At 68.4% G+C, this 24,557-nt stretch carries 23 protein-coding genes and 1 CRISPR repeat array; of the genes, 14 read left to right on the top strand and 9 right to left on the bottom strand.

The window, feature by feature from the left end; translation table 11 throughout:
* Position 1 precedes the first annotated feature (1 nt).
* Positions 2-1,006: a CRISPR direct-repeat array (repeat unit 29 nt; unit sequence GGTTCCCCCGCACATGCGGGGATAGCCCC).
* A gap of 519 nt (positions 1,007-1,525) precedes the next feature.
* The 4 genes from NYR58_RS12450 to dut form a co-directional block, all read right to left on the bottom strand.
* Complete coding sequence (locus NYR58_RS12450) at positions 1,526-1,885, bottom strand: DUF1850 domain-containing protein (RefSeq protein ID WP_261521181.1); 360 nt, start codon at positions 1,883-1,885, stop codon at positions 1,526-1,528.
* The gene (locus tag NYR58_RS12445; protein ID WP_261521186.1) at positions 1,882-3,903 is read right to left on the bottom strand and encodes a TRAP transporter permease; all 2,022 of its coding nucleotides are present in this window, start codon (positions 3,901-3,903) and stop codon (positions 1,882-1,884) included. Before NYR58_RS12445 ends, NYR58_RS12450 begins: the two co-directional genes overlap by 4 nt.
* Positions 3,904-4,110: 207 nt before the next feature.
* Positions 4,111-5,055 carry a TAXI family TRAP transporter solute-binding subunit gene (locus NYR58_RS12440; RefSeq protein WP_261521185.1) on the bottom strand — a complete coding sequence of 315 codons (945 nt, stop codon included), beginning with the start codon at positions 5,053-5,055 and terminating at the stop codon, positions 4,111-4,113.
* A 269-nt stretch (positions 5,056-5,324) separates the two neighbouring features.
* A complete protein-coding gene (dut, locus tag NYR58_RS12435; protein ID WP_261521180.1) occupies positions 5,325-5,813 on the bottom strand; it encodes a dUTP diphosphatase in 489 nt (162 codons plus the stop codon).
* A 193-nt stretch (positions 5,814-6,006) separates the two neighbouring features.
* On the opposite strand from dut, the gene NYR58_RS12430 reads away from it, so the two are divergent.
* The 4 genes from NYR58_RS12430 to ubiB all read left to right on the top strand — a co-directional run bounded on the left by NYR58_RS12430 (position 6,007) and on the right by ubiB (position 10,960).
* Complete coding sequence (locus NYR58_RS12430) at positions 6,007-7,605, top strand: peptide chain release factor 3 (protein ID WP_261521179.1); 1,599 nt, start codon at positions 6,007-6,009, stop codon at positions 7,603-7,605.
* A gap of 178 nt (positions 7,606-7,783) precedes the next feature.
* Entirely contained in the window at positions 7,784-8,443 is a 660-nt protein-coding gene (locus NYR58_RS12425) for a peroxiredoxin (protein ID WP_261521178.1), read from the top strand.
* Between the two features lie 158 nt (positions 8,444-8,601).
* On the top strand, positions 8,602-9,378 hold the full coding sequence (gene ubiE, locus NYR58_RS12420; RefSeq protein ID WP_261521177.1) for a bifunctional demethylmenaquinone methyltransferase/2-methoxy-6-polyprenyl-1,4-benzoquinol methylase UbiE: 777 nt from the start codon (positions 8,602-8,604) through the stop codon (positions 9,376-9,378).
* 7 nt (positions 9,379-9,385) lie between these two features.
* A complete protein-coding gene (gene ubiB, locus NYR58_RS12415) occupies positions 9,386-10,960 on the top strand; it encodes a 2-polyprenylphenol 6-hydroxylase (protein WP_261521176.1) in 1,575 nt (524 codons plus the stop codon).
* A gap of 9 nt (positions 10,961-10,969) precedes the next feature.
* Here ubiB and gndA read toward each other — a convergent pair whose 3' ends face one another.
* The gene (gene gndA / locus NYR58_RS12410; protein WP_261521175.1) at positions 10,970-12,388 is read right to left on the bottom strand and encodes an NADP-dependent phosphogluconate dehydrogenase; all 1,419 of its coding nucleotides are present in this window, start codon (positions 12,386-12,388) and stop codon (positions 10,970-10,972) included.
* A 56-nt stretch (positions 12,389-12,444) separates the two neighbouring features.
* On the bottom strand, positions 12,445-12,873 hold the full coding sequence (locus NYR58_RS12405; RefSeq protein WP_261521174.1) for a Fur family transcriptional regulator: 429 nt from the start codon (positions 12,871-12,873) through the stop codon (positions 12,445-12,447).
* 129 nt (positions 12,874-13,002) lie between these two features.
* Here NYR58_RS12405 and NYR58_RS12400 point away from each other — a divergent pair, with 129 nt between their 5' ends.
* The 10 genes from NYR58_RS12400 to NYR58_RS12355 all read left to right on the top strand — a co-directional run bounded on the left by NYR58_RS12400 (position 13,003) and on the right by NYR58_RS12355 (position 21,887).
* Positions 13,003-13,239 carry an Lrp/AsnC ligand binding domain-containing protein gene (locus NYR58_RS12400; RefSeq protein ID WP_261521173.1) on the top strand — a complete coding sequence of 79 codons (237 nt, stop codon included), beginning with the start codon at positions 13,003-13,005 and terminating at the stop codon, positions 13,237-13,239.
* Positions 13,240-13,319: 80 nt separating this feature from the next.
* Positions 13,320-14,009, top strand: coding sequence for a D-lyxose/D-mannose family sugar isomerase (locus NYR58_RS12395; RefSeq protein ID WP_261521172.1), 690 nt, complete (start codon positions 13,320-13,322; stop codon positions 14,007-14,009).
* Positions 14,010-14,017: 8 nt separating this feature from the next.
* Complete coding sequence (locus NYR58_RS12390; protein WP_261521171.1) at positions 14,018-14,629, top strand: nucleoside triphosphate hydrolase; 612 nt, start codon at positions 14,018-14,020, stop codon at positions 14,627-14,629.
* Positions 14,630-14,720: 91 nt separating this feature from the next.
* A complete protein-coding gene (locus tag NYR58_RS12385) occupies positions 14,721-15,218 on the top strand; it encodes a hypothetical protein (protein ID WP_261521170.1) in 498 nt (165 codons plus the stop codon).
* A 118-nt stretch (positions 15,219-15,336) separates the two neighbouring features.
* Positions 15,337-15,612, top strand: a complete 276-nt coding sequence (locus tag NYR58_RS12380) for an acyl carrier protein (protein WP_261521169.1) — start codon at positions 15,337-15,339, stop codon at positions 15,610-15,612.
* A gap of 3 nt (positions 15,613-15,615) precedes the next feature.
* Positions 15,616-16,830, top strand: a complete 1,215-nt coding sequence (locus tag NYR58_RS12375; RefSeq protein ID WP_261521168.1) for a beta-ketoacyl-[acyl-carrier-protein] synthase family protein — start codon at positions 15,616-15,618, stop codon at positions 16,828-16,830.
* Positions 16,831-16,942: 112 nt separating this feature from the next.
* Positions 16,943-18,196 carry an imelysin family protein gene (locus NYR58_RS12370; protein ID WP_261521167.1) on the top strand — a complete coding sequence of 418 codons (1,254 nt, stop codon included), beginning with the start codon at positions 16,943-16,945 and terminating at the stop codon, positions 18,194-18,196.
* 17 nt (positions 18,197-18,213) lie between these two features.
* On the top strand, positions 18,214-19,734 hold the full coding sequence (locus tag NYR58_RS12365; RefSeq protein ID WP_261521166.1) for a di-heme oxidoreductase family protein: 1,521 nt from the start codon (positions 18,214-18,216) through the stop codon (positions 19,732-19,734).
* A 1-nt stretch (position 19,735) separates the two neighbouring features.
* Positions 19,736-20,809: an imelysin family protein gene (locus NYR58_RS12360; RefSeq protein WP_261521165.1), complete on the top strand. Its 1,074-nt coding sequence runs from the start codon at positions 19,736-19,738 to the stop codon at positions 20,807-20,809.
* Entirely contained in the window at positions 20,790-21,887 is a 1,098-nt protein-coding gene (locus NYR58_RS12355) for a DUF1513 domain-containing protein (protein WP_261521164.1), read from the top strand. Before NYR58_RS12360 ends, NYR58_RS12355 begins: the two co-directional genes overlap by 20 nt.
* Before the next feature lie 10 nt (positions 21,888-21,897).
* Here the strand turns inward: NYR58_RS12355 and NYR58_RS12350 are convergent, their stop codons facing one another.
* The 3 genes from NYR58_RS12350 to NYR58_RS12340 form a co-directional block, all read right to left on the bottom strand.
* On the bottom strand, positions 21,898-22,758 hold the full coding sequence (locus NYR58_RS12350) for a C40 family peptidase (RefSeq protein WP_261521163.1): 861 nt from the start codon (positions 22,756-22,758) through the stop codon (positions 21,898-21,900).
* The gene (locus tag NYR58_RS12345; protein ID WP_261521162.1) at positions 22,755-23,102 is read right to left on the bottom strand and encodes a MarR family transcriptional regulator; all 348 of its coding nucleotides are present in this window, start codon (positions 23,100-23,102) and stop codon (positions 22,755-22,757) included. The genes NYR58_RS12350 and NYR58_RS12345 overlap by 4 nt, the downstream gene beginning before the upstream one ends.
* Positions 23,103-23,165: 63 nt before the next feature.
* Entirely contained in the window at positions 23,166-24,527 is a 1,362-nt protein-coding gene (locus tag NYR58_RS12340; RefSeq protein WP_261521161.1) for a leucyl aminopeptidase family protein, read from the bottom strand.
* Positions 24,528-24,557 lie beyond the last annotated feature (30 nt).

The raw sequence follows: 24,557 nt of genomic DNA, 5'->3' as shown, positions 1-24,557 counted from the left end.
GGGTTCCCCCGCACATGCGGGGATAGCCCCCCGTAAGCGGCGGGTCTGAAACAGGCGGGCGGGGTTCCCCCGCACATGCGGGGATAGCCCCATCACCGGCCCCGGCATGGAGCGCGAGCTGCCGGTTCCCCCGCACATGCGGGGATAGCCCCGCTGCATGTCACAAGAGGAGGCGCGCGGGAAAGGTTCCCCCGCACATGCGGGGATAGCCCCGTCGAGTCGATGATCGGCAGCGGCGTGCCCTGGGTTCCCCCGCACATGCGGGGATAGCCCCTTGCTGGACGAGGACGCCGCCAAGGAGCTGACGGTTCCCCCGCACATGCGGGGATAGCCCCCCGGCGGCGAAGGCCAGGAGGATGTAGAGCAGGGTTCCCCCGCACATGCGGGGATAGCCCCCGCCGAGGATATTGAAGGGATTCGCCAGATGCGGTTCCCCCGCACATGCGGGGATAGCCCCGCCCGACGAGATTTCCGATTCAATCGAAGGCAGGTTCCCCCGCACATGCGGGGATAGCCCCCGAATTGGCCTATCGCTGCGGCATGTCTCGCGGGTTCCCCCGCACATGCGGGGATAGCCCCAGAACCATTCGCCGCTGCGCCGAATAATGCGCGGTTCCCCCGCACATGCGGGGATAGCCCCAAAAAGTATTAGTAAAAAGAATAAAATCGGACGGTTCCCCCGCACATGCGGGGATAGCCCCGTTCGGGAACAGGAGGCACGTGTTGATCGCCTGGTTCCCCCGCACATGCGGGGATAGCCCCCAGTCTCAGGAAGCCGTTTCTGATACGGAAATGGTTCCCCCGCACATGCGGGGATAGCCCCCCACCAAGGCCACCGCCGCCGCCAAGACCATTGGTTCCCCCGCACATGCGGGGATAGCCCCCGACGAAGGTCAGCAAGACAGTCGGTATCCCTGGTTCCCCCGCACATGCGGGGATAGCCCCCCGATCTTCGATGGCAGCCTCGGCATGTACAAGGTTCCCCCGCACATGCGGGGATACAGTTTGCTCGCAGCCCCTCTTGAACCTGTCTACAGAAGTGGTATACACGGAGGTGGCCAATACGATGTAAGTGATTGAAAGAAAATGGTCTTGTGGGACGTCTTCGGGCCTCCCCTTGGCTCCACCATTTCTCGAAAATCCGGGCTGACCGCTTTCTGCCCAGTGTCTCTCTGATCTCTCTGCATCCTCCCCCCTGAGGGTTGTGCCCTTTCGGCCACAGCCTCCCGCTGTCACAAGAAGGCCGGAAAAACACCCCTTTTCCGCCATGCAGGGCTGCTTTTCCCTACGGCCGAAGCGGACATTCACAGAGAATTCAGGCTCCGGTGGCAGGATGGCCGAAAAGGAGCGTTAGAGCGGGACCAGCGCCATGGGGTTGGTGAGGTTGTTCATTGGCTGGGCAAAGTCTTTGCGCGGTCTTTTTGCGCCGCGCTATCATCCCGAGCGTCATTACATGCGCGGGCCGGGTCCCGCATGCGCGGCGCGCCGTCGCCGCGAGCCGCAGGCGCGCGCCTGATGCGCCGCCTCACGGGCAGGGCCTGAGCAGCACCGGCGCGCCGGGCTCGGCGCCGATCTGCCGGCAATCGCCATCCGCGCACAGGCGCCATCCGGCGCCGGTGGCCCCGGATGCGGCCAGGCGCAGCACCGGTAGCGCGGCAACCCGCGGGGCATAGACCCACCAGCCCGCTTCGAGCCGCGCATCGGGCGGTGGCTCCATGCCGGCGCCCGAGCCCTTCACCCGCGCCTCCACGAGCTGCAGGCCCGCGGGCAGCACGCGCCACGTCTCGCGCCATTCCACCTTTTCGACGGAATGCGTCCAGGAGAGCGTGAAAAGCGAGGCAGCGAGAACCGCCGTCTTGCCGCCTGCGATCACGCACAGGCTCATGTCGAGGCGTCGCCCGGCCCCGGGCGGGGGGCCGCCACGGGGCGCTTGAGGAACCAGTTGGCAGCCAGGAAGAGGCCGGCCAGCGCAAAGCCGATTTCATCGGTCACCGGCAGCGCCGCAATCAGCGTGAAGGCCGCCGCCGCTCCCAGAAGCCGCTCCCAGATGGCAAGCGGCCGGCGCAGATAGCCGATCACGGCCGCGCCCCACAGCCCGATGGCCAGCCCCGCCTTGAAGACGATGTAGGCGACGGCGGCGGCATAGCCGACACTCTGCGCCAGCGGCCCCCCGTCCTGCAACATCAGCGCGGGGGTGTAGACCGCCATGAAGGGGATCACGAATCCGGCGGCGGCGATCTTCACCGCCTCCAGGGAAATCTTGAGCCCGTTCTCGCGCGCGATCGGCCCTGCGGCGAAACAGGCGAGCGCCACGGGCGGCGTGAGGTCGGCCAGGATACCGAAATAGAAGACGAACATGTGGCTGACGATGAGCGGCACGCCAAGCGCCAGAAGCGCAGGGCCGGCGATGGAGGAGGTGATGATGTAGTTGGGGATCGTGGGAATGCCCATGCCCAGCACGATGCAGGTGATCATGGTGAGCACCAGCGACAGGAACAGGCTCGTCTCGCCCACCGAGACGATGAACTGGCCGAAGGTGTTGGCCGCGCCCGTCAGCGTCATGGTGCCGATGATGATGCCCACGATGGCGCAGGCCACGCCCACCGGCAGTGCCGTCTTCGCCCCCTCGGCGAGCGAGGCGCGGCACACGTCCAGCGTCTTCCGCCCGCCCTCCACGAAGACATTGGCGGCGATGAGCAGTGCGGCGGCGATCACGATGGCGTTGATGCCGTAGCGGAAGAAGCTGGCGGCCACCAGGCCGAGGCCGATCCAGAAGATGACGCGCAGCACCTGCCCCGGCAGGCCGAGCGCCACCGAACCGCCGAGAATGAGCAGAACGGTGAGGGAGAGGCCGACGGTGCCGGCAAAGAGCGGCGTGTAGCCGGTAAAGAGAAGATAGACCAGCACCGCAAGCGGCAGGATGAGATACCAGCCCTTGCGCAGTGCGTCGATTGCCGAGGGCAGCTCGCCGCGCGGCAGGCCGTGCAGCCCGTACTTGCCCGCCTCCAGATGCACCATCCAGAAGGCCGAGCCGAAATAGAGCAGGGCGGGAATGATGGCCGCCTGCACCACCTCGTAATATTCGATGCCCAGCGTCTCCGCCATGATGAAGGCGACGGCGCCCATGACCGGCGGCATGAGCTGCCCGCCCATGGAGGAGGTGGACTCCACGCCGCCGGCAAAGGCGGCGCGATAGCCGAAGCGCTTCATCAGCGGAATGGTGAACTGGCCGGTCGTCACCACATTGGCCACGCCGGAGCCGGAGATCGTGCCCATGAGCCCCGACGAGATGACGGCAACCTTGGCCGCGCCGCCGCGCGCATGGCCGACGAGGCCCAGCGAGACATCGGTGAACAGCTTGATCATGCCGACCCGTTCCAGAAACGCGCCGAACAGAATGAACAGGAAGATATAGGTGGCCGAGACATAGATGGGGATGCCGTAGATGCCCTCCGTGCCATAGGCCATGTGGTCGATCACCTGGCTGAAGTCGTAGCCGCGGTGGTTGAGCGGCGCGGGCAGGTGCTGCCCGAACAGACAGTAGGCGAGGAAAAGGCCGGAGATGATGGGCAGCGCCGGCCCCATCAGCACATAGGCCGCCACAAAGACCGTGACAAGCGCGACGACCCCGAAGACGATGTCGCGCGGCAGCGGATCGCCGGCCCGCAGGATCAGGGGCTTGTACTCGACGAACTGGTAGAAGGCGACGGCGACACCCGCCAGCGCCAGCGCCCAGGCGGCGGCCTTCCAGCCGCGCCCCGCCCCCCGCGCACCAGCGGCGAGCGGGAAGACCAGCAACATCAGAAAGCCGACATGGAAGGCGCGCACCACCTGGCTTGGCAGGGTGATGAGATGGGCGGCCGTTGCGATCTGATAGAGCGAGAACACCACGGCAATCCACATGAGGAGCCGGCCCTCCCGTGTCGGCTCGAACGCGCCATGGGTCGGATCCTGCGGCGCGCCTGCGGGCCTTGCGCTGTCGGCTTTCGTGCTCACCCGTCGTTCCCCGTCCGGTTCTTCTTCTTGTCGATGTCCGCCTTGGCGGGTGTGGCGGCGCGGGCCGCACGGGCGCCAGCGGCGCGCCGTGCGCGGCCCGCGCCGCCCGTCGCCTTAGAGCAGGCCCTGCTCCTTGTAGTAGCGCTCCGCGCCCGGATGCAGCGGCAGGGGCAGCCCCTTCGGCCCGTTCTCGGCGGAGATCGCCTTGGCGGCGGAGTGGGCGGCCACCAGCTCGTCGAGATTCTCGAAGAGCTGCTTGGTCATCTGATAGGCCACCTCATCGGATACGTCGGAATGGGTCACGAGGATGTTGGTGATCGCCAGCGTGGCCACGTCCTCCTCCTGGCCCTCATAGGTGCCGGCGGGGATGGTGGCGGCGATGAAGGGTGCGCCGAGGGTTTCGGCCACGCTTTCCGGCACCGCCACCATCTGGATGGGCACGGAAAGCGCCAGGTCCTTGATGGATGCCACGCCCAGCCCAGCGGATTGCACCGTCGCGTCGAGCTGGCGGTTCTTGATGAGCTCCACCGACTCGCCGAAGGGCAGATACTCCGTCTGCGCGAGGTCGTCGTAGCTCATGCCCATGGCCTCGAAGATGCGCCTGGCATTGAGCTCCGTGCCGGATTTCGGGGCGCCCACGGAAAGGCTCTTGCCCTTCAGGTCCTCGAAGTTCCTGATGCCGGATTCCTTCGAGGCGACAATCTGGATGTAGTTGGGATAGATGGCGGCGATGCCGCGCAGCTTGTCGAGCTTCTGCGGAAAGCCCGCTTCCGCGTCGCCTTCCCATGCGGACTTGACGGAATCGCCCAGCGCGAAGGCGATCTCGCCGCGGCCCTGCTGCAGGAGGTTGAGGTTCTCCACCGAGGCTTTGGTGGACTGCACCTGCGTGCGCACGCCCTCGATGTTGTCCCCGTAGATCTTGGAAAGCGCGGCACCGAGCGGATAGTAGACGCCGGAGGTGCCGCCGGTCAGCACATTGATGAACTCCTGTGCGCCCGCCGCTGCCGTGCCGAGCCCGAGGCCGAGCGCCACCGCGCCGGCCAGAACCTTACCCTTCATGCCAATCATCTGCTGCTCCTCCGCTGGGATGCTTTCTTTGCCTGTGCCCCTTCCGGGCAGGAAGGAGGCTCAATTTAGCCCATGCCGGCGTGATGCCAACCGGGAATCGCACCGCGGGCCGGCAGGCACAATAACCCCGGCAGCGGTGGCGGAAAACGGCCCGCCCATACGACTTTCTTACGACCGACCGTCTGCGGATGCCGGCACCTGCCCCGCCAGGCTGGAAAGCATCGCCCGCGGCCGGGCACGAGGCGGGATCTGGCGCGCGCTCACGCCATGCCGGTGGAGCCGAAGCCGCCGGCGCCGCGCGCCGTCTGCCCGGCGCTGCCGCGTTCCTCGATGCGCGCGCGCGTCACCGGCGCGATGACAAGCTGGGCAATGCGCAGGCCGCGCCTGACGGCGAAGTCGTCCTCGCCCAGATTGACGAGCAGGACCTGCACCTCGCCGCGATAGTCCCAATCGATGGTGCCGGGCGTGTTGAGACACGTGATTCCATGCTTGAGGGCCAGACCCGAGCGCGGCCGCACCTGTCCCTCGAAGCCCTCGGGAATCTCCAGAATGAAGCCGGTGGGCACCAGCGCGCGCCTGCCCGGCAGCAGGATGATCTGCCGGTCCTCCGGCATGGCCGCGCGCAGGTCGATCCCCGCCGCACCGGCGGATTCGTAGGCTGGCAGGGGCAGGCCCTCGGCATGCGGCAGACGCACGATGCCGACGGTCGGGCCGGGCACGGGCATGGAGGAGGACGACGAGTTGACCATGCCTCCTATCTGCCGCCGCCGCTGGCGGGCGTCAATTCGCCGCTTGCCGGCAGGGGTGTTTTCCACCGCCTTTCGTGCGTTTGCGCCGCCTGCGCGGCGATTTGTCCGCAAAGCCGCGCCTTCGGCGGCGATCGGCGGTTTCCCCGTCGCACAAAATGCGCTAGAAGCCCGCCCGTAAAAGGATTTCCACGAGATGTCAGCACGTTTGGCCGACGCGGTGGCGCGCCGCCGCACCTTCGCGATCATTTCGCACCCCGATGCGGGCAAGACCACGCTTACCGAGAAGCTGCTGCTGTTCGGCGGCGCCATCCAGCTCGCCGGCGAGGTGAAGGCAAAGAAGAACCGCATGCATTCGCGCTCCGACTGGATGGCGATCGAGCGGGAGCGCGGCATCTCGGTCGTCACCTCGGTGATGACCTTCGAGTATGGCGACCATGTCTTCAACCTGCTCGACACGCCCGGCCACGAGGACTTCGCCGACGACACCTACCGCACGTTGACGGCGGTCGATTCGGCGGTCATGGTCATCGACGCCGCCAAGGGCATCGAGCCGCGCACGCTCAAGCTCTTCGAGGTCTGCCGGCTGCGCGACATTCCCATCATCACCTTCGTCAACAAGCTCGACCGGGAAAGCCGCGACCCCTTCGAGATCCTGGACGAGATCGAGGAAAAGCTGGCGCTCGACACCGCGCCCGTCACCTGGCCCATCGGCCGGGGGCGCAGCTTTTCCGGCACCTATCACCTGGCCGACAACACCATCCGCCATTCCGACGAGGACGTGGCGCCGATCCCGGTCAACGGGCCGGAGTCCGACGCCGTGGCGGGCCTCCTGCCCGGGCATGAGCGCGCGGCCTTCGTGGAGGAGATGCTGCTGGCGAAGGAAGCCTGCCGCCCCTTCGATCTGGCCGCCTTCCGCGAAGGGCATCTGACCCCGGTCTATTTCGGCTCGGCGCTCAGGAACTATGGCGTGCGCGACCTGATCGAGGCGCTGGGCGCCATCGGCCCGCAGCCGCGCGCCCAGGAGGCGGCGAGCCGCAAGGTGGAAGCGACGGAGGAGAAGATGACCTCCTTCGTCTTCAAGATCCAGGCCAACATGGACCCCAACCACCGAGACCGCATCGCCTTCGTGCGCGTCTGCTCCGGCCGGCTGGAGCGCGGCATGAAGGCCCGGCTCGTGCGCACCGGCAAGTCCATCAGCCTGACGGCGCCGCAGTTCTTCTTCGCCAAGAACCGGATCACCGCCGATGAGGCCTATCCCGGCGATGTGGTGGGCATTCCCAACCACGGCACGCTCAGAATCGGCGACACGCTGACGGAGGGCGAGGATCTCGTCTTCCGCGGTGTCCCCAATTTCGCGCCCGAGATCCTGCGCCGCGTGCGCCTCGGCGATGCCATGAAGGCCAAAAAGCTGAAGGAGGCGCTGCGGCAGATGGCCGAGGAGGGCGTCGTGCAGCTCTTCTCCCCGGAAGACGGCTCGCCGGCCATCGTCGGCGTGGTGGGCGCGTTGCAGCTCGACGTGCTCAGGGAGCGGCTGAAGAACGAATACGCCCTGCCGGTGGATTTCGAGGCGGCGCGCTTTTCCGTGTGCCGCTGGATCGCTGCGCGCGAACCGGCGGAGCTCGACCGCTTCATCGCCGCCCATCGCGGCGACATTGCGCGCGATCTCGACGACGATCCGGTCTTCCTCGCGCCCCACGCGTTCGGCCTCAACTACGAGGCCGAGCGCTGGCCGGCCATCACCTTCACCGCCGTCAAGGACTACCAGGTGAGCGGCAAGGCAAAGGCGGCTTAGGAGCGCAGACGATGCGAAGCCGGCGCCGAAATATGGCGCATGGAAAATCTTACCTCATTTGCTCGGCTTTTAGGTATATTTTTCTACCGGCGGCCGTTTCGCGCCCGTTCTGATCCTCAATACCGTCACAGGCCGCGCCTATCTTATAGGGGCAGCGTTCAAGCAGGGAGAAACACCCATGGGTCTTCGCATCAACGACATCGCCCCCGACTTCACGGCCGAGACCACGCATGGCACGATCAGCTTCCACGAGTGGATCGGCGACGGCTGGGCCGTTCTGTTCAGCCACCCCAAGAACTTCACCCCCGTTTGCACCACCGAGCTGGGCACCATGGCGGGGCTTGAGGACGAGTTCCGCAAGCGCAACGCCAAGATCATCGGCATCTCGGTCGATCCCGTGGAGGATCACGAGCGCTGGAAGGCCGACATCGAGAAGGCGACCGGCTTTGCCGTCGACTATCCGCTGATCGGCGACAAGGACCTGAAGGTGGCCAAGCTCTACGACATGCTGCCGGCCGACGCGGGCGATTCCGCGCAGGGCCGCACGCCGGCCGACAACGCCACGGTGCGCTCGGTCTATGTGATCGGACCGGACAAGCGCATCAAGCTGGTGCTCACCTACCCGATGACGACGGGGCGCAATTTCGACGAGATCCTGCGCGCCATCGATTCCATCCAGCTCACAGCCAAGCATCAGGTGGCCACCCCGGCCAACTGGAAGCAGGGCGAGGACGTCATCATCACGCCCGCCGTCTCGAACGAGGAGGCGACGAAGCGTTTCGGTTCCTTCGAGACCATCCTGCCCTATCTCAGAAAGACCCGGCAGCCCACCGCCTGACGGTGCGGCGGACATGAAGGGCGGGGCCCGTCGCGGCTCCGCCCTTGCCTTTTGCGCCGCGCGTCTCTACGTCGCTCCATTCATCAATGGCGCCGGGCCGACCGATCGGTTATGGTCGCGCCGTTTTCGAGCGCGCCGGCCTTTTTCAAGAGAGAGCGATGTCGCAGGAGCGTACCACGGCCTCGGGCGGAATGGAGACCGCCTTCGGTTTTCGGCAGGTGAGCGAGGCTGAGAAGCAGAGCCTCGTCAACGGCGTGTTTCACCGCGTCGCAGAGCGCTACGACCTGATGAACGACCTCATGTCGGGCGGCCTGCACCGCGTCTGGAAGGACGCGATGGTCACCTGGCTCGCGCCGCCGCGGCGCGCCGGCTACCGGGTGCTGGATGTGGCTGGCGGCACCGGCGATATTGCGCTGCGCATCGTCGAGGCATCGGCCCGCCAGGCGCATGTCACGGTGCTCGACATCAACGGCTCCATGCTGGCCGTCGGCCGCGAGCGGGCGGACAGGCGCGGCCTCGGCGCCAATCTTGACTTCGTGGAGGCCAATGCGGAGGCGCTGCCCTTTCCCGCCGGCTCCTTCGATGCCTACACGATCGCCTTCGGCATTCGCAACGTGCCGCACATCGCCACGGCGCTGAGCGAGGCGTTCCGCGTGCTCAGGCCCGGCGGCCGCTTCCTGTGCCTGGAGTTCTCCGAGGTTTCCATGCCGGTCCTCGACAGGGTCTACGACGCCTGGTCCTTCAACGTCATACCCCGCATCGGCAAGGCGGTGGCCGGCGACGAGGAGCCCTACCGCTATCTCGTCGAATCCATCCGCAAGTTCCCCAACCAGGAGAATTTCGCCGCGATGCTGCGCGAGGCCGGGTTCTCCCGCGTCACCTGGCGCGACTATTCCGGCGGCATTGCCGCGCTGCATTCCGGCTGGAAGATCTGACGCGGCGATGAGCACGCTGGGTGCATATCTCCGCCTCGTCCGCGCGGGCTGGATTCTTCTGCGCGAGGGCGTCGTGGCCGCCCTCCCGGGCGACCATCTGGAAGGCTTGCCGCGGCTCGGCTGGCGCTTCGCCAAGGCCGTCTCGCGCCGCCGCGCCGGCGCGCGCGGGCGCTCCGAGCGCCTGGCCATCGCCGTGGAGCGGCTGGGGCCTTCCTATGTCAAGCTTGGCCAGTTCCTGGCCACCCGGCCCGATGTGGTGGGCCATGAGATGGCGCTCGACCTGGCCAGCCTTCAGGACCGCATGGACACCTTTCCCGAGGCGCAGGCGCGCGCCGCCATCCAGGATTCGCTGGGCGCGCCGGTGGAATCGCTCTTCGTGACCTTCGGGGCGCCGGTGGCCGCCGCCTCCATCGCGCAGGTGCACCGCGCCACGATCCGCCACGAGGGGGAGGAGCGCCCCGTCGCCGTCAAGGTCATCCGCCCCGGCGTCCGCCGCCGCTTCTTCCGCGACCTGGAAAGCTATTTCCTCGCCGCCCGCCTGCAGGAACGCTGGATTCCGGCCACCCGCCGCCTGCGCCCGGTGGAGGTGGCCGGGACGCTGGCCCAGACGACCAAGATCGAGATGGATCTGCGCCTGGAGGCGGCCGCCATCTCCGAGATGCACGAATATGCGCGGGAGGATCCCGGTTTTCGCGTCCCCTGGGTGGACTGGCGGCGCACCGGGCGCGACGTTCTCACCCTGGAGTGGATCGACGGCATCAAGATGTCCGACATCGAGGGCCTGCGTGCCGCCGGCCACGATCTGGAGCAGCTGGCCGTCACCCTCATCCAGTCCTTCCTGCGGCACACGCTGCGCGATGGCTTCTTCCACGCCGACATGCACCCCGGAAACCTGTTCGTGGAGCCGGACGGCACCATCGTCGCCGTCGATTTCGGGATCATGGGGCGCATCGGCAGGAAGGAACGCCGTTTTCTGGCCGAAATTCTCTATGGTTTCATCACGCGTGACTTCCGCCGCGTGGCGGAGGTGCATTTCGAGGCCGGCTATGTGCCCGCCCATCACGATGTCGCCGCCTTCGCGCAGGCGCTGCGCGCCATTGGCGAGCCGATTCACGGCCAGCCGGCCGAGACCATCTCCATGGCGCGGCTCCTGACGCTTCTCTTCGAGGTGACGGAGCTGTTCGACATGCAGACACGGCCGGAGCTTCTGCTGCTGCAGAAGACCATGGTGGTGGTGGAGGGCGTGGCGCGCACGCTCGATCCGCATTTCAACATGTGGAAGGCGTCCGAGCCCGTGGTTTCCGGCTGGATCGCCACCAATCTCGGGCCGCGCGGCCTCGTCACCGATGCCCGCGACGGCCTCGCCGCGCTGGTAAGCCTCGCCCGTCAGGCGCCGGAACTGGCAGCCCGCACCGAGCGCCTGTCGCGCGAGATCGAGGCCATGGCAGAAAACGGCCTGCGCTTCGACCCCGGCACGGCGGAGGCGATCGGCCGTGCCGAGGCCCGGCATGCCCGCTCGGGTCGTCTCGCCCTGTGGGTCATCGCGCTCGTCCTTCTCGCCATCGCCTGGCGGCTTTTCTAGGCCCTGCCGCTATCCCGCCTGTCCCCAGGCGCCGTGGTGGCTGCCCTCGCGGTCCACGCGCTCGAAACCGTGGGCGCCGAAGAAGTCGCGCTGCGCCTGGATGAGGTTGGCCGTGCCGCGGGCGCGGCGGAAGGTGTCGAAATGGGCAAGCGCCGCCGAAAGCGCCGGCACGGGCAGCCCGCCCTCCGCGCTGCGCGCCACGACGCGGCGCAGGTGCGGATGGGCGGTCTCGATCACCGGCGCGAAGGCGGGCGTGGACAGGAGGTTCTCCATCTGCGGCGCCTCGTCGAAGGCGGCCGCGATCTCGCCCAGGAATTGCGAGCGGATGATGCAGCCGGCGCGCCAGATCCGCGCCACCGTGCCCAGCGGCAGGTTCCAGCCGAACTCGCGCGAGGCCGCGGCCATCACGGAGAAGCCCTGCGCATAGGCGACGATCTTGCCGGCCAGCAGCGCCTGTTCCAGAATGGCCAGCGCCTCCTTGCCTGCCGGCCCTGCGGCAGGCGCGGGCACGCCGAAGCGCCTCTCGGCCGCTTCGCGCTCCGCCTTCATGGCCGAGAGGCTGCGGGCTGCCACCGCCGCCTCGATCGCCGTCGCCGGCACGCCCAGCGTCTGTGCCTCGATGGCCGACCAGCGCCCGGTGCCCTTCTGCCCTGCGCGGTCGAGTATCACGTCGACCATCGGCTTGCCCGTCTCGGGATCGTCGGCGGAAAGCACCGCAGCGGTGATCTCCACCAGGTAGGAGTTGAGCCGCCCCCCGTTCCACTCGGCGAAGATCGGCGCGATCTCGTGCGCCGAAAGGCCGTGCCCGTCGCGCAATATGCCGTAGATTTCGGCGATCATCTGCATGTCGGCATATTCGATGCCGTTGTGGATGGTCTTCACGAAGTGGCCCGCCCCGTCCGGGCCCAGCCATGCCTGGCAGGGTTCGCCCTCGTAGCGGGCGGCAATGGCCTGCAGGATGGGCTCGATGCGCCGATAGGCCACCTCCTTGCCGCCGACCATGATCGAGGGCCCGTGGCGCGCGCCTTCCTCGCCGCCCGACACCCCCATGCCGATGAAATGCGGACCGCTTTCTTCGAGCGCCGCCATGCGCCGGCGCGTGTCGCGGAAGTTCGCATTACCGGCGTCGATGATGATGTCCTCGGCGCCCAGCAGCGGCTTCAGCGCCTCGATCTGCTCGTCCACCGCCTTGCCGGCCTGCACCATCAGGATGATCGGCCGCGGATGGGCAATTGCATCGGCGAGCGCTTCGAGCGTCTCGCAGGCGACGATGTTGCCGGCCAGCGCCCCCGCCTCCTCGACAAAGCCGCGGGTGCGCGCGGTCGTGCGGTTATAGACGGCGACCCTGAACCCCTTCTCCGCGATATTGAGCGCCAGATTGGCGCCCATCACCCCAAGACCGATCAGGCCGATGTCCGCTTTGCTCATGGATTGTCGTCCGTCTCCTGCGCGCCGCCCGGCGCCTTCCCGATGTCCGCCATCGCCTACCGCCGGCGCCGCTTGCGCCCGTAAAGCTCCAGCTTGTGATACACGATCTCGTAACCCAGCGAGCGGGCGATCTCGTCCTGCAGCGCCTCGATCTTGCCGGAATGGAACTCGATCACGTCGCCCGTGTCGATGTCGATCAGATGGTCGTGATGGCCACCGCCGGCCTGCTCGAAGCGCGCCCGCCCGCCCTCGAAGGCGTGGCGGTGAATGGCTCCCTTCTCCTCCAGCAGCTTCATCGTGCGATAGACGGTCGAAAGCGAGATGCTGGGGTCGATCTCGCAGGCGCGGTTGAAGATCTCCATGGCATCCGGGTGGTCCTCCGTCTCGGAGAGGATGCGCAGGATCACCTGCCGCGGCCGGGTGATGCGCACGCCGGCACGGCGCAGCTCCTCTTCGTAATCCTTGCTCTGCGCTGCTTGGTTCATGGCCGGGACTATGCTTCAGAAAGCCGCCGGTTGCAAAGCCCGCCGCCCGCCTGCCAACAGGCTGTTGAAGGCGGTTGACAGAGCGACGGGAACGGCGGACTTTCGCCCCGACCACAAGCAGAGGATGTCATGAGACCCGTCTTCGTTCAGTTGCGCTGCCAGCCAGGCAAGACCTACGAGGTGGCCGACGTGCTCTATGAGCGTGAGATCGCCTCCGAGCTCTATTCGACCAGCGGCGAATACGACCTGCTGATGAAGGTCTATATCGACGATGGCGTGGACATCGGCAAGTTCGTCAACGACAACATTGCCAATGTGCCCGGCATCGTGCGCTCGCTCACCACGCTCACCTTCAAGGCGTTTTGACGGGAAGGCGGGCTTGGCGCGGGCCGCGCCTTCCTGTACGAGGCGTGCATCCATTGACTCGCCGTGAGGAGGGACAGGCGATGAAACGCTCGAAAGTCAACGACATTCTGCGCGAGGGCGCCGGCTTCATCCGCTCCTTCGGCTACGTCTTGCCCCCCTTTGCCGATTGGACGCCGGAGGAGATGAAGGCGCGCCGCGCCGACATCGGCGGCATCGTCGATGCGCGGCTCGGCTGGGACATCACGGACTATGGCGTCGGCGATTTCGCCAACAAGGGGCTTTTCCTCTTCACCGTGCGCAACGGCGATCCGCAGGCGCTGAAGGAAGGGCGCGGCATGCTCTATGCGGAAAAGATCATGATCTCCCGCCGCGACCAGATCTCGCCCATGCACCGCCATGTGATCAAGGCGGAGGACATCATCAACCGTGGCGGCGGCACGCTCTGCATCCAGCTCTACGCCTCCGATGCGGAGGGCGCGATCGACCGCAGGGCGCCGGTCAGCGTGCCCACGGACGGCATCGTCCGCCGCCTTGAGGCCGGCGACGTCCTGAAGCTTGCTCCCGGCGAGAGCGTGACGCTCATGCCTGGCGTGTGGCACGAGTTCTGGGCCGAGGGCTCGGATGTCCTGATCGGCGAGGTGTCGACCGTCAATGACGATCTCACCGACAACATCTTCGCCGAGCCCATCGACCGTTTCTCCGACATCGAGGAGGACGAGGAGCCCCACCGCCTGCTGGTCTCCGACTATCCGGCGTGGCTCGGCGCGTGAGGAGCATCATGGACCCCAAGACCCTTGCCAACACCCTGGTCGAGCGCGCGCGGTACAGGCGGCGCCTCATGGTCGCCGTCGCCGGCCCGCCGGGCTCGGGCAAGTCCACCCTGGCGGCGGAGCTGGCCGAGGCGCTCGCCCGGTGCGGTGAGACGGCGGCCGTGGTGCCGATGGACGGTTTCCATTTCGACGATGCCGTGCTGAAGGCAAAGGGGCTTTCCGAGCGCAAGGGCGCGCCCGAGACCTTCGATTTTGCCGGCCTTCACACCTTGCTTCAGCGTCTGCGGGCCTGCGAGCCGGAGGTCGCCATTCCGCTGTTCGACCGGAGCATGGAGCTGTCGCGCGCCGCCGCGGCCATCGTCGAGGCGCACACCCGCATCGTTCTGGTGGAAGGAAACTATCTGCTGCTCGACGAGGCGCCGTGGAACACGCTCTCCGGGCTCTTCGACGTCTCGGTCTTTCTCGACGTGCCGCGCGCCGAGCTCGAACGCCGCCTGCTGGCCCGCTGGCACGCCCACGGGCGCTCGTCCGAGGCGGCCCGCCATTGGGTGGAGACGAACGACCTGCCGAACGCCGACAGGGTGTTGAGCCATCGCCTTACGGCCGACATCGTTCTGTGATCGACAGGCGGCACGTGCCGGCGGAACCCTTCGGCCGTGCTGGCCGTTGCGGGTCTGCCTTGGTGACTGCCAAACGCAAGGAGACGACGTGATGCATGCAATGGAACCGACCGCACCTGCGGCCCTCGCCGCGATGGAGAAGGCGCTGCCGCTGGTGCTGGCCCTGGCCGTTCTGGTGGCGCCGCTGGCCAACCTGCCGCTTTTTGCCCAGGGGCTCGACAGCGAGCAGGCGATCGAGGCCATCATAGGCTCCGACGTCAAGACGGAGGAGGCGGCAGGCGCCGACCAGGCCGAGCGCATCGTCGGGGCCATCGAGAACACGCTTGCCAATGCCGAGCGCGTGCGCAAGGCGTTCAGCCTCGATACGCTGGAGATCATCTTCCTGCCCGATGACATCGCGACAGGCCCGATCGGCGAGGCAATCGCCGCGCACGAGGAGGAGATCCAGACCTTGCGCCAGTCCATCGAGGGCAGCGCCATGTTCTATCACGCCGTCGATTCGCGCTCGATCCTTCTGAGGGACATCGTCGCGGTGGAATTCGACGACGCGAACAACGTTACCATCTTCGTGAACGGCAGCGAGCAATAGGGGTTGCCGGCCGGCCCCGATTGGGCTCTTATTCTCCGGGCAAGGGCGAACAGGAAACACGCCCGCCGCAGGGGCGAACAAGGTGCGGCGGAGCCGCCGACCGCCTGGAGGGAACGCCATGGGCGAGCATGGCCAGCATCGCGAAGACACGCTTGGCGAAAGCATTCTCGCCAGGATCCGGGCCCATGCCGGAGAGGGCTCGTCGGGTGTCGAGCTTTCCACGCGGCTTGAGGATCTCGGCATTCACTCGCTGGAGCTGACCGAGATCATCTTTGATCTCGAGGAGGAATTCGGCATCGAGATCGACATGAACACGGCCGATGCCTGGGAGAACCTCAACACCGTTTCCGACATCGTCGACGCCGTGCGCGCGCTCGTGGCGGCGAAGACCTGAGCCATGGCGCCGCCGCGCATCGTCATAACCGGCCTCGGCGGCATCTGCGCGCTGGGCGGCGATGCGGATTCCATCTGGCAGGCGATGCGTGCCGGGCGCAGCGGCATCGGCCCCGTCGAGAACGCCGATCTGCACGAAGTGAAGGTGCGCATCGGCGGCGAGATCAAGGCCCTGCCCGAGCACGGTCTGGACCACAAGCGCCTGGTCACCATGGACCGTTTCAGCCTGCTGGCCGTCATCGCGGCGCGGGAGGCCCTGGCGCGCGCCGGGCTTGCGGTGAACGCCGGCAATGCCGGGCGTATCGGTGCCGTGGTGGGCGTTGGCATATGCGGCTGGCACTCGATCGAGGAGAACTACCGCGCCATCCTCCTGGAGGGCAGGAGCCGCACCGGCATCTTCACCGTGCCGCGCGTCATGCCGGGCGCGGCGGCCGGCCAGGTCTCCATGGTGCACGGGCTTTCCGGCCCGGTGTTCGGCGCCACCTCCGCCTGTTCCTCCTCCAACCACGCCATCGCGCTGGCCGCCGACCAGCTTCGCCTCGGGCGCGCCGACGTCATGCTGGCCGGCGGCGCCGACGCGCCGCTCGTCTACGGCGTCATGAAGGCGTGGGAGGCGCTGCGCGTGCTGGCGCCCGATGCCTGCCGCCCCTTCTCCGCCGGCCGTCGCGGCCTGGTGCTGGGCGAGGGCGCGGGCATCGCCGTGCTGGAAACGCTGGAGCACGCCACCGCGCGCGGCGCTCCCATCCTTGCCGAGCTTGCAGGGGCTGGCATGTCGGCCGATGCTGCCGACATCGTCGCGCCCACCGTGGAAGGGCCGGTGCGCGCCATGCGCGCCTGCCTGGCCGAGGCCGGGCTCGCGCCCGACGAGGTGGACTATATCAACGCCCATGGCACCGGCACCAAGGCCAACGACAGGCTGGAGACCGAGGCCATCCGCCGCGTCTTCGGCGCCCATGCGGACAGGCTCTCCGTTTCCTCCACCAAGTCCATGCACGGCCATTGCCTGGGGGCCGCCGGCGCCATCGAGCTGATCGCCTGCGTCGGCGCGGTGCGCGCGGGCATCGTGCCGCCGACCGTCAACTACGAATCGCCCGACCCCGATTGCGATCTCGACGTCACGCCCAATGAGGCGCGCCGTCGCCCCGTTCGTGCCGCCCTGTCCAACAGCTTTGCCTTCGGCGGCACCAACGCCGTCATCGCGGTGCGCGCCGCCTCCTGAGCGCCTTGCGGCGTGCAAGTAAATATGATTATTTCTCTCCAGTATTTTGAGAGAGGGGGAGAGCGTCCCGCTCGCCGCCGCACCGAAAAATCGCGCAAGGAGGGAACCCGCGATGAGGTTGACGACTGCTTTCGCCACGGCCGGCCTGGCCGTTTCCATGGCCCATGCCGCCGAACCCCCGGCCGTGGTCGAGACCTATGCCAATATCGCCCTGGCCGGCTATGAGGACAGCCTGGAGACGGCGCGCGCCCTCAAGGGCGCGGTGGAAGCGCTGATCGCCGAGCCTTCGCCGCAGACGCTCGAGGCGGCGCGGCAAGCCTGGCTTGCCGCGCGCGTGCCCTACCAGCAGACGGAGGCCTACCGTTTCGGCAACGCCATTGTCGACGCCTGGGAGGGCCGGGTGAACGCCTGGCCGCTGGACGAGGGGCTCATCGACTATGTGGACGCCAGCTACGGCACCGAGTCCGACACGAACAGCTTCTACACGGCCAACATCATCGCCAATGACAGGCTGAGCATTGCCGGCGAGACCGTCGATGCGGCCGAGATCACCCCGGCGCTCCTTCAGTCCCTGCACGAGGCGGGCGGCATCGAGGCCAACGTGGCGACCGGCTATCACGCCATCGAGTTCCTGCTGTGGGGGCAGGATCTCAACGGCACCGGCCCAGGTGCGGGTGCCCGTCCCTACACGGACTTCGATCCGCAGAACTGCACCGGCGGCCATTGCGCGCGCCGCGCGCAGTATCTCATGGCCGCCGCCGACCTGCTTGTCGCGGACCTCGAGGAAATGGTGGCCAACTGGCAGCAGGATGGCGAGGCGCGCGCCGCCCTCGCCGAGGGCGGTCCCGCCGCCGGGCTCACCGCCATGCTGACGGGCCTCGGCTCCCTGTCCTATGGCGAGCTCGCCGGCGAGCGCATGAAGCTTGGCCTGCTGCTCAACGACCCCGAGGAGGAGCACGACTGCTTCTCCGACAACACCCACAACAGCCACTATTACGACGCTCTGGGCATCGACAATGTCTATTTCGGTCGCTACCGGCGGGTGAACGGCGAGACGGTGGAGGGGCCAAGCCTGGCCGATCTGGTGCGTGAGACCGACCCTGCCCTGGCGGACGAGATGGAAGCCAGGCTGGCCGCCGCCATGGAAGCCGCCGAGGCGCTGAAGACCCGGGCCGAGACGGTGGAGGCGTACGATCAGATGATCGGCGAGGGCAACGAGGAGGGCAATGCCGCCGTCCAGGCCCTGATCGACGCGCTGGTCGCGCAGACCCGCTCGCTGGAGCGCGTCATTGCCGCGCTCGATCTGTCGGGCGTGGCCATCGAAGGCTCCGACAGCCTCGACAATCCCGGCGCCGTCTTCCAGTAGGCGGAGCCGCGGCGGCGATGCGCGCGTCCACCCGCCTTGCAACGGCCGTCTGGGCGGCCGGCCTGCTTGCCGCCCTTGCGGCCGCCTGGGCCGGTCGGCCCTACCCGCGCGACGATCTGGACGCGGCCGATCGGCTGCGGGTGGAGAAGGTCACGCGCCCTGCCGCCACGTTTGACGAGGCCGAGCGCTTCGAGCGCATGCAGGCCGGCGCAGCCACTTCCCTCAAGCGCATCAACGCCGATGCCTTCTCTCATCCCTCGGCCAATCTGGATTTCGAGGGCAGGCAGCGCTTCCTGCTCGGCAATGGCCTGTTCCGCAAGGACTGGGTGTCCGCGCCGTCCTCGACGCGCGCCTCCGATGGGCTGGGGCCGCTGTTCAACGCGCGGGCCTGCCAGTCCTGCCACATCAAGGACGGGCGCGGCCATGCGCCGGCCCATCCCGGCGATTCCGCCGTCTCGCTTCTGGTGCGTCTGTCCGTGCCGCCCGGTGCCGCCGAGCGGGAGATGATTCGCGACGGCCGTCTGTCCGCCGCGCCCGATCCTGTCTATGGCAGCCAGCTTCAGGATTTCGCGGTCGCCGGCCTGCCGGCCGAAGGCCGCGTGCGCATCGACTACGAGGAGCTGCCCGTTGTCCTCAGGGGCGGCGAGACGGTCCGCCTGCGCAAGCCGAAGCTTTCCATCGAGAATCCGGGCTACGGCCCGCTCCACCCCGACGTCATGCTGTCGGCGCGTGTCGCCCCGCCCATGATCGGCCTCGGTCTGCTCGAAGCCATCGACGCCGGCGACATCCTTGCCCGCGAGGACCCGGAGGATGCCGACGGCGACGGCATCTCCGGCCGGGCCCGCTGGGTGCGCGACGAGACGGGCGAATGGCGCCTCGGCCGCTTCGGTTGGAAGGGCAATGCCGCAAGCGTGAGACAGCAGACGGCGGATGCGTTCTCCGGCGACATGGGCCTGTCCACGCCGCTTCACCCCGACCATTGGGGCGACTGCACCGACCGGCAGGCCGACTGCCGGGCACTGCCCCATGGCGCCCAGCCGGAGCTTGGAGAACAGGAGGTGCCGGGCGAGCTCCTCGATCTCGTCACCTTCTACTCGCGAAACCTCGCCGTTCCCGCCCGCCGCGACGTGGACGACCCGCAGGTGCTGGCCGGCAAGAAGCTGTTCTACGAGGCCGGTTGCGCAGGCTGCCACACGCCGAAATATGTCACCCGGCGCGATGCGGCCGTGCCGGACCTCGGCTTCCAGCTCATCTGGCCCTATACGGACCTGCTTTTGCACGACATGGGCGAGGGTCTGGCCGACCATCGGCCGGAGGGCACGGCGAGCGGCCGCGAATGGCGCACGCCGGCGCTGTGGGGCATCGGCCTTGCCAAAACCGTCAACGAGCGGGCCGGCTTCCTGCATGACGGGCGCGCCCGCACCCTGCTCGAGGCGGTTCTGTGGCATGGCGGCGAGGCCGAGGCCGCCCGCCGGAAGGTGGTGGAGATGGAAAAGGCCGACCGCGACAACCTCATCCGTTTTCTGGAGTCGTTGTGACATGCCGAGATGGATGCTCGCCGTGCTTGCCCTGATCTGCGCGCTGCCGGCGCATGCGCAGCAGGCGCAGGTGGCCGCCGACATCGGCCGGCGCGTGGCCGAGCTTTATGCCGCGCCGGCGCTTTCCGCCTTTTCCGGCGCCACGCGGCGGCTCGACGAGGCGATGCGGACGCTGTGCGACGCCCCGGCCCCGCCGGCGCTTGAGGAGGCGCGCGCCGCCTTCGCAGGCAGCGTGCGCGCCTGGGGTCCGGTCTCCATCCTGCGCTTCGGCCCGCTGGTGGAGGAAAACCGTTTCGAGCACATCTTCTTCTGGCCGGATGTGCGCGGCGTCACCCTGCGCCAGGTGCAGGGCGTGCTGGGCAAAAAGGACGAGAGCGCCGCCATGCCCGAGGGTCTTGCCGAGAAGAGCGTGGCCCTGCAGGGGCTGCCGGCCATGGAGTTCGTGCTCTTCGGCTCCGGCGCGGAGTCCCTTGCGGAGGGTGACGGCGCCTTTCGCTGCCGCTATGGCGCGGCCATCGCCGCCAATCTGGCGGAACGCGCCGCCGTGGTCGAGCGGGCCTGGAGGCCCGGTGCGCCCTTCCATGCCGCCCTCACGCGCCCCGCCGCCGACAATGCGCTCTACCGCACGCCCGGCGAGGTGGCCGGCGAGGTGGTCAAGGCGCTTTCCACCGCGCTGCAATTCGTGCGCGATACCGAGCTTCTGCCGGCCCTTGGAGACAGCGCGCAGGAGGCGCAGGGCCGCCGCGCGCCGCTGTGGCGTTCCAATCTCACCTTTGCCTTGGCAGGCGCCCAGGTCGAGGGGGTGGCCGGCCTCCTCCGGGCGGCGGATTTTGCGGGCAGCCTCGATGCCGCGCGCCGCCCGCTCGTCGATTCGGTGCTGTTCGACCTGGATCACGCGTCGCAGGCGCTGCGCGCCGTCGAGGCCCCTGCCGAGGCGGCCTTCGCGAAAGAAGGCGAGCGTGCGCGCATCGCCTACGCTGCCGTGGCGCTCGACGGCGCCAGGCACTCCATCGGCGAGCAGCTTTCCGCCGCCATAGGGCTGACGATGGGCTTCAATGCGCTCGACGGCGATTGATCGCAGAACCTTCCTCGCCCTTGCCGGCGGGGCGGCGCTGGCGCCGCAAGGCGCGTGGGCGAGCGAGGAAGCGCTGTTTCTCGGCGCTCGGCTGAATGGCGGCCGGTTCGAGGCCGCCGTCATCGACGAGCGGGGCCGCGACCGGCTGGTGCTGCCGCTTGAGGCCCGCGGCCACTCCTTCGCCGTCGATGCGCCGCGCCGGCGCGCCGTGGCCTTCGCGCGCTCGCCAGGGCGTTTCGCCATCGCCTTCGACGTGGAGGGCCGGGACGCGCCGCAGGCCATCGCCGCCGCCCCCGGCCGGCATTTCTACGGCCACGGCGTCTTCACCGGCGACGGCAGGCTGATGCTGGCCACCGAGAACGATTTCGAGGCCGGGCGCGGCGTCATCGGCGTCTACGACGCGACGGACGGCTTCCGCCGCCTCGCGGAGTTCGCCAGCCAGGGCGTGGGACCCCATGAGGCGGTGCTGCTGGACGACGGGCGCACGCTCTGCGTGGCCAATGGCGGCATTCTCACCCACCCCGACTATGGCCGCGCCAAGCTCAACCTCGCCACCATGGCGCCCAGCCTCGCCTATATCGACATCGCCTCCGGCGCGGTGGTGGAACAGGCAGCGCTGGCGCCGGAGCTTCATCAGCTCTCCATTCGCCACATGGCGGTGGATGCGGCCGGCGATGTGTGGTTCGGTTGCCAGTATGAGGGCGCGGCTTCGGAGCGCCCGCCGCTGGTGGGCCGCCACAGGCGTGGCCGCCCGGCCGAGCTGTTCGCCGGCCCGCGCGACGTTCTCCATGCCATGCAGAACTATGTCGGCTCCGTCGCGCTCGATGCCTCGGGCACCGTGCTTGCCACCTCCAGCCCGCGCGGCGGCCTCATCGCCTTCTGGGACACGCAAAGCGGGCGCCACCTCGGCCATCGTCTCCTGCCCGACGGCTGCGGTATCGCTCCCGCCGCCAGGGGCCGGGTGCTGGCCACCAGCGGCCGCGGCGCCATTCTCTCCGCCGGGTGGAACTCCCAGGGCGTGCTCGCGGAGCCGGGCAAGGCAGGTCCCGCCTGGGACAACCACCTGCGCCGTCTGTGAAACGGCCCGCTCACCGCGGGCGGCGGTAGCCCGTGGGTTCGCCATAAAGCGCCGCGATGCGCTGGATGGCCTCGGCCAGCGGCTCGCGCGAGACGGTCATGGTGTAGCCATTGGCGTGGATGAGGCTGCTGCCATCCGTCATCACCGCCACATGGCCGCGCCAGAAGACGAGGTCGCCGCGCCGCAGGCCGGCTTCCGCATCGAGCGGGGTGCCCACCGCCGCCGCCTGCATGTCGGTGTCGCGCGGCACCTGCCTGCCGGCCATGAACATGGCAAGCTGCACCAGGCCGGAGCAGTCGATGCCGAAGCCGCTTGCCCCGCCCCAAAGATAGGGCGTGTGGAGGAACTGCTCGGCAACCGAGACATAGTCGCCGTCATGCCGCTCCACCGGACGCAGATGCCTCGCGATCATCGCCCCGCCGCTGCCGAGCAGGGCATAGCGCGTGCCCCGCCTTTCCTCCTCGCCCGTCACGCGCAGCCTGGCGCCCATGCTGTGGGCGGCGATGGCCGGCGCCTTCAGCTCGGGTTCGGGATAGACGAAGCTGCGCGGCACGCACACCACATGGCTGGGCGGCGGCTGCGGCGGGCCGAGCGCCGCCACCGCCACATAGCCCACATAGCCGTCGCGCAGCGCCTGCACCCAGGCCCAGCCGCCCCGGCGCTCGAACACATGCACCGCGTCGCCATGGAGAAGTTGGGTGTCCACCCCCGCCTCGGCCCGCGGCGCGGCGCGCAGGTCGGCCACCGGCACGGCGATGGCCGCCGGCTCCGGCTCCACGAAGCGCTGCGCCGTCACCTGTCCCATCAGCCGCGCATCGGCGAGATCGGGCCGGAAGGCGTTGAGACGGCGGTCGAGCGGCCTTTCGCTCATGGCGCCAGCTCCCCGGCCTTGGCCACCACCGTATCGCCGAAACGCTCGACGAACAGCGCCCCCTCCACGGTGCGGCGGATCAGCACGTTGCGCCTGTCCTCCTCGTCGCGGTGTCGGGCGAGCAGCCGCATGGCGCCCATCGTGTCGAGGGCGCGGGTGATCACCGGTTTCGTCACCTTCAGCTTCTCCGCCAGTCCGCGCACCGTGTGCGGCGGCGGGTCGAGATAGACGGTCAGCAGGATGGCGAGCTGCCGCTCGCTGAGATCCGGCATCTCATTGCGCACCTCGGCAAGACACACCTGCTGCCACAGCCGCAGTGCCTGAAGGGGCCGCAGAGCAACCATCCCACCGCTCACAACCGTTTCGGTTCCGTATCATTGCGCCGATTGCCGCTTTGCGCAATGGGGTCAGCCGGGATAGCGCTGCCGCAGCACGCGTTCCACGGCGCGGATTCCCTGTGCCTCTCCGCCCACCGGGCTTGCCGGTTTCTCCGAGGGGTTCCAGCCATAGATGTCGAAATGCGCCCAGGCCCCCGCCTTCTCCACGAAGCGCTCCAGGAAAAGCGCTGCGGTGATGGAACCCGCAAAGCCATCGGCGGTGACGTTGTTCGTATCGGCCACCTTGGAGCGCAGCTTGTCCCGGTAGGGCCGCCACAACGGCATGCGCCAAAGGGGGTCGGCCACCGTTTCCGCCGCCTCGCAGAGTGCTGCCGCCAGCGCCTCGTCATGGGTGTAGAAGGGCGGCAGGTCGGGACCGAGCGCAACGCGCGCCGCGCCGGTCAGCGTCGCCATGTCGATCATCAGGTCCGGTGCCTCCTCGTCGGCCAGCGCCAGCGCATCGGCCAGCACAAGCCGGCCCTCGGCATCCGTGTTGCCGATCTCCACGGTTAAGCCCTTGCGGCTGGTCAGCACGTCGCCGGGGCGGAAGGCGTTGCCGGCGATGGCGTTCTCCACCGCCGGAATCAGCACGCGCAGGCGCACCGGCAGCTTGCCGGCCATGACCGTCGCCGCAAGGCCCAGCACATTGGCCGCCCCGCCCATGTCCTTCTTCATCAGAAGCATGGCGCTCGCCGGCTTGATGTCGAGCCCGCCCGTGTCGAAGCACACGCCCTTGCCCACCAGCGTCACCTTCGGCATGGCCTGCGCGCCCCATCGCAGGTCGATGAGGCGCGGCGCCTGCGCTCCGGCGCGGCCCACGGCGTGGATCATCGGCAGGTTCTCGGCAAGCAGGGCATCGCCCGCCGTCACCTGCACCTGCGCTCCGTGGGTTTGCGCCAGGCGGCGCACCGCCTCCTCCAGCGCCTGCGGGCCCATGTCGTTGGCCGGCGTGTTGATGAGGTCGCGGGCAAGGCAGGTGCCCTCGGCCAGCCGCTCGACTTCGGCGGGGTCCACGCCCTGCGGCACCGCGAAGCGGATGTCCGGCGTTGGCTTCGCCCCATAGCGGGTGAAGGCATAGGCACCGAGCTTGAGCGCCAGGGCAGCCAGCTCCGGCGCGTCGGGCGGCGCGGCGAAATGCCAGGCACCCTCGGGCAGAAGGCGGGCCAGCTTGCCGGGGCCGAGGGGGTCGCTGCCAAGGCCGAAGAAGGCACCGCCAAGCGCCCCTTTACTCCCCGGAACGGGCAGGAAGGCCCCCTCAGAACCGCGGAATCCGTTGGCCCGCGCCCACGCGCAGGCATCCTGGTCGGCGCCCGTTTCCTCCAGCGCTTCGCCGCGGGCGAGATAGACAGGCAGCGAGTGTGGCTCCTTCCGGGGGGTGAGGGTAAGCGGCATGGCGGTGATTCTTCCTTTGCAACGGGCGGA

This window comes from Chelativorans intermedius (assembly GCF_025398255.1).
GTDB classification, from domain to species: Bacteria; Pseudomonadota; Alphaproteobacteria; order Rhizobiales; family Rhizobiaceae; genus Chelativorans; species Chelativorans intermedius.
Note: the sequence above shows the minus strand (reverse complement) of the source record. Positions and strands in the feature narration are given on the sequence as shown.

What these genes read in the sequence shown, in the direction of transcription:
- NYR58_RS12445 (WP_261521186.1), bottom strand. Translation starts at nt 3,903, where the DNA reads ATGTGGATTGCCGTGGTGTTCTCGCTCTATCAGATCGCAACGGCCGCC.
- NYR58_RS12450 (WP_261521181.1), bottom strand. Translation starts at nt 1,885, where the DNA reads ATGAGCCTGTGCGTGATCGCAGGCGGCAAGACGGCGGTTCTCGCTGCC.
- NYR58_RS12360 (WP_261521165.1), top strand. Translation starts at nt 19,736, where the DNA reads ATGCCGAGATGGATGCTCGCCGTGCTTGCCCTGATCTGCGCGCTGCCG.
- NYR58_RS12375 (WP_261521168.1), top strand. Translation starts at nt 15,616, where the DNA reads ATGGCGCCGCCGCGCATCGTCATAACCGGCCTCGGCGGCATCTGCGCG.
- NYR58_RS12430 (WP_261521179.1), top strand. Translation starts at nt 6,007, where the DNA reads ATGTCAGCACGTTTGGCCGACGCGGTGGCGCGCCGCCGCACCTTCGCG.
- NYR58_RS12400 (WP_261521173.1), top strand. Translation starts at nt 13,003, where the DNA reads ATGAGACCCGTCTTCGTTCAGTTGCGCTGCCAGCCAGGCAAGACCTAC.
- NYR58_RS12425 (WP_261521178.1), top strand. Translation starts at nt 7,784, where the DNA reads ATGGGTCTTCGCATCAACGACATCGCCCCCGACTTCACGGCCGAGACC.
- NYR58_RS12380 (WP_261521169.1), top strand. Translation starts at nt 15,337, where the DNA reads ATGGGCGAGCATGGCCAGCATCGCGAAGACACGCTTGGCGAAAGCATT.
- NYR58_RS12370 (WP_261521167.1), top strand. Translation starts at nt 16,943, where the DNA reads ATGAGGTTGACGACTGCTTTCGCCACGGCCGGCCTGGCCGTTTCCATG.
- NYR58_RS12365 (WP_261521166.1), top strand. Translation starts at nt 18,214, where the DNA reads ATGCGCGCGTCCACCCGCCTTGCAACGGCCGTCTGGGCGGCCGGCCTG.
- NYR58_RS12395 (WP_261521172.1), top strand. Translation starts at nt 13,320, where the DNA reads ATGAAACGCTCGAAAGTCAACGACATTCTGCGCGAGGGCGCCGGCTTC.
- NYR58_RS12405 (WP_261521174.1), bottom strand. Translation starts at nt 12,873, where the DNA reads ATGAACCAAGCAGCGCAGAGCAAGGATTACGAAGAGGAGCTGCGCCGT.
- ubiE (WP_261521177.1), top strand. Translation starts at nt 8,602, where the DNA reads ATGTCGCAGGAGCGTACCACGGCCTCGGGCGGAATGGAGACCGCCTTC.
- dut (WP_261521180.1), bottom strand. Translation starts at nt 5,813, where the DNA reads ATGGTCAACTCGTCGTCCTCCTCCATGCCCGTGCCCGGCCCGACCGTC.
- NYR58_RS12350 (WP_261521163.1), bottom strand. Translation starts at nt 22,758, where the DNA reads ATGAGCGAAAGGCCGCTCGACCGCCGTCTCAACGCCTTCCGGCCCGAT.
- NYR58_RS12340 (WP_261521161.1), bottom strand. Translation starts at nt 24,527, where the DNA reads ATGCCGCTTACCCTCACCCCCCGGAAGGAGCCACACTCGCTGCCTGTC.
- NYR58_RS12440 (WP_261521185.1), bottom strand. Translation starts at nt 5,055, where the DNA reads ATGAAGGGTAAGGTTCTGGCCGGCGCGGTGGCGCTCGGCCTCGGGCTC.
- ubiB (WP_261521176.1), top strand. Translation starts at nt 9,386, where the DNA reads ATGAGCACGCTGGGTGCATATCTCCGCCTCGTCCGCGCGGGCTGGATT.
- NYR58_RS12385 (WP_261521170.1), top strand. Translation starts at nt 14,721, where the DNA reads ATGCATGCAATGGAACCGACCGCACCTGCGGCCCTCGCCGCGATGGAG.
- NYR58_RS12345 (WP_261521162.1), bottom strand. Translation starts at nt 23,102, where the DNA reads ATGGTTGCTCTGCGGCCCCTTCAGGCACTGCGGCTGTGGCAGCAGGTG.
- NYR58_RS12390 (WP_261521171.1), top strand. Translation starts at nt 14,018, where the DNA reads ATGGACCCCAAGACCCTTGCCAACACCCTGGTCGAGCGCGCGCGGTAC.
- gndA (WP_261521175.1), bottom strand. Translation starts at nt 12,388, where the DNA reads ATGAGCAAAGCGGACATCGGCCTGATCGGTCTTGGGGTGATGGGCGCC.
- NYR58_RS12355 (WP_261521164.1), top strand. Translation starts at nt 20,790, where the DNA reads ATGCGCTCGACGGCGATTGATCGCAGAACCTTCCTCGCCCTTGCCGGC.